We start from the raw sequence: 1,434 nt of genomic DNA, 5'->3' as shown, positions 1-1,434 counted from the left end.
ACTAGCCTTAGAAAAAGTTTCATTCTGATTATCTATTGTAAAATCTATTGTATTTTATATCTTAAAATATACAACTTTTAATTTTATCCTTGAATTCATCATCTAATATACCTGTTGTAATTCCTAGCGCAATTAAATCAATTAATTTATCTTGAGTCATATCAACAGGTCTTGGAATTAATTTTCTAGCCCTATCATTACAGTCACGATATAGACATATCCTTATCTCATACCTATCTAATGCCTTTATGTATATTTTCTCAAGTGCAAATAATTCATCTCCATCTTTTAATTCAACACTTCTTATTACCTTACAGTATTTAGTTTCCTTTTCAAACAACTCTTTCTTTTCCTTCTTAGCCATAGGCTTCACCTCATTATTTTTAAAATAATTTAATTTAAAATAGGTTATTTATTTTCTTTTTATTAATATTCCTCTGCTAATAACATAGTAGAATGACTCCCATCGTCTATAACAAATATCTTTTCCTCATTACAAGGTTCACTAGCTTCAAAAATCCATATTTTCTTATATTCAGGTACTTCTTGTGAATGGATTATTCTTATTGTATTTTCACTTTCATCAACTGTTGATATTGTGAAAACCTGTAAGCAATCTGCATCTCCTATTGTATCTTTTAACTCTTCTATTAATTGCCACATAAATATCTGCACATCTATTGGAATTTCATCATTTATCCCCCTACTTATGTATCTATTACCATTATCAAACATATTTTTATCCTCCTAAAATTTAAGGAATACAACAATAGCTGTATTCCTTAATCTATACCTTTTATAATCATTATTTATTTCATTTAAGCGCTACATTCTATACCATATATCACTTGCTGAAACTCCATATTTTAAACTAGCTCTATTTACTGCTTCACTTGGATCTATCCCCTCAGCTATAAGCCTTAATATAAATGCTATTATTATATTCCACATATAATATTTCCTCCTCTTATTTTAAAATCTTTAATGAAAATAAAAATAAGCATCAATACCTGTAAGTATCAATGCTTATCTTAATAATTCATCAGTCATTTCATTTTTTGTAATTATAGTAATAGAATAATCACTAGATAATAAGTATAACGTTGAATTATACCTATCAATATTATTTTCATATATTACATCACTAAATTCCTCAACTAATCCCTTTAATATGTTTACTTTTAAATACTCAACCTCTTTAATATTCTCAATTATGCACACATATCCACCATCGTCTGTTGATTTTCTGTTATATCCATAATTTTCATCAAGAATATGAATAACGTTATCCACATTTTCAACTACTTCCTTTGGATATTTTAATAATAAATTTAAATCCTCTTTTTTCCATAAGTTAATCATTTTAAATTCCTCCTTTAATTTTTATGCTAAAAAGAGATGTTAGTATTTCTACCAACATCTCTTTTAGATCGG

At 26.5% G+C, this 1,434-nt stretch carries 4 protein-coding genes; all 4 read right to left on the bottom strand.

What is annotated here, in order from left to right; all coding sequences use genetic code 11:
- Positions 1–61: 61 nt before the first annotated feature.
- Entirely contained in the window at positions 62–364 is a 303-nt protein-coding gene (locus NSA58_RS20150; RefSeq protein ID WP_257560929.1) for a hypothetical protein, read from the bottom strand.
- Between the two features lie 62 nt (positions 365–426).
- The gene (locus tag NSA58_RS20145; protein WP_257560928.1) at positions 427–735 is read right to left on the bottom strand and encodes a DUF960 domain-containing protein; all 309 of its coding nucleotides are present in this window, start codon (positions 733–735) and stop codon (positions 427–429) included.
- Positions 736–825: 90 nt separating this feature from the next.
- Positions 826–951 carry a hypothetical protein gene (locus tag NSA58_RS20140; RefSeq protein WP_257560927.1) on the bottom strand — a complete coding sequence of 42 codons (126 nt, stop codon included), beginning with the start codon at positions 949–951 and terminating at the stop codon, positions 826–828.
- 75 nt (positions 952–1,026) lie between these two features.
- Positions 1,027–1,362, bottom strand: coding sequence for a hypothetical protein (locus NSA58_RS20135; protein WP_257560926.1), 336 nt, complete (start codon positions 1,360–1,362; stop codon positions 1,027–1,029).
- Positions 1,363–1,434: the final 72 nt, after the last annotated feature.

Origin of the sequence: Terrisporobacter muris, assembly GCF_024621905.1 — a bacterium.
Classification (GTDB): Bacteria; Bacillota; Clostridia; order Peptostreptococcales; family Peptostreptococcaceae; genus Terrisporobacter; species Terrisporobacter muris.
The sequence above is the reverse complement of the archived record's forward strand: the minus strand, read 5'-3'. Positions and strand labels throughout refer to the sequence as shown.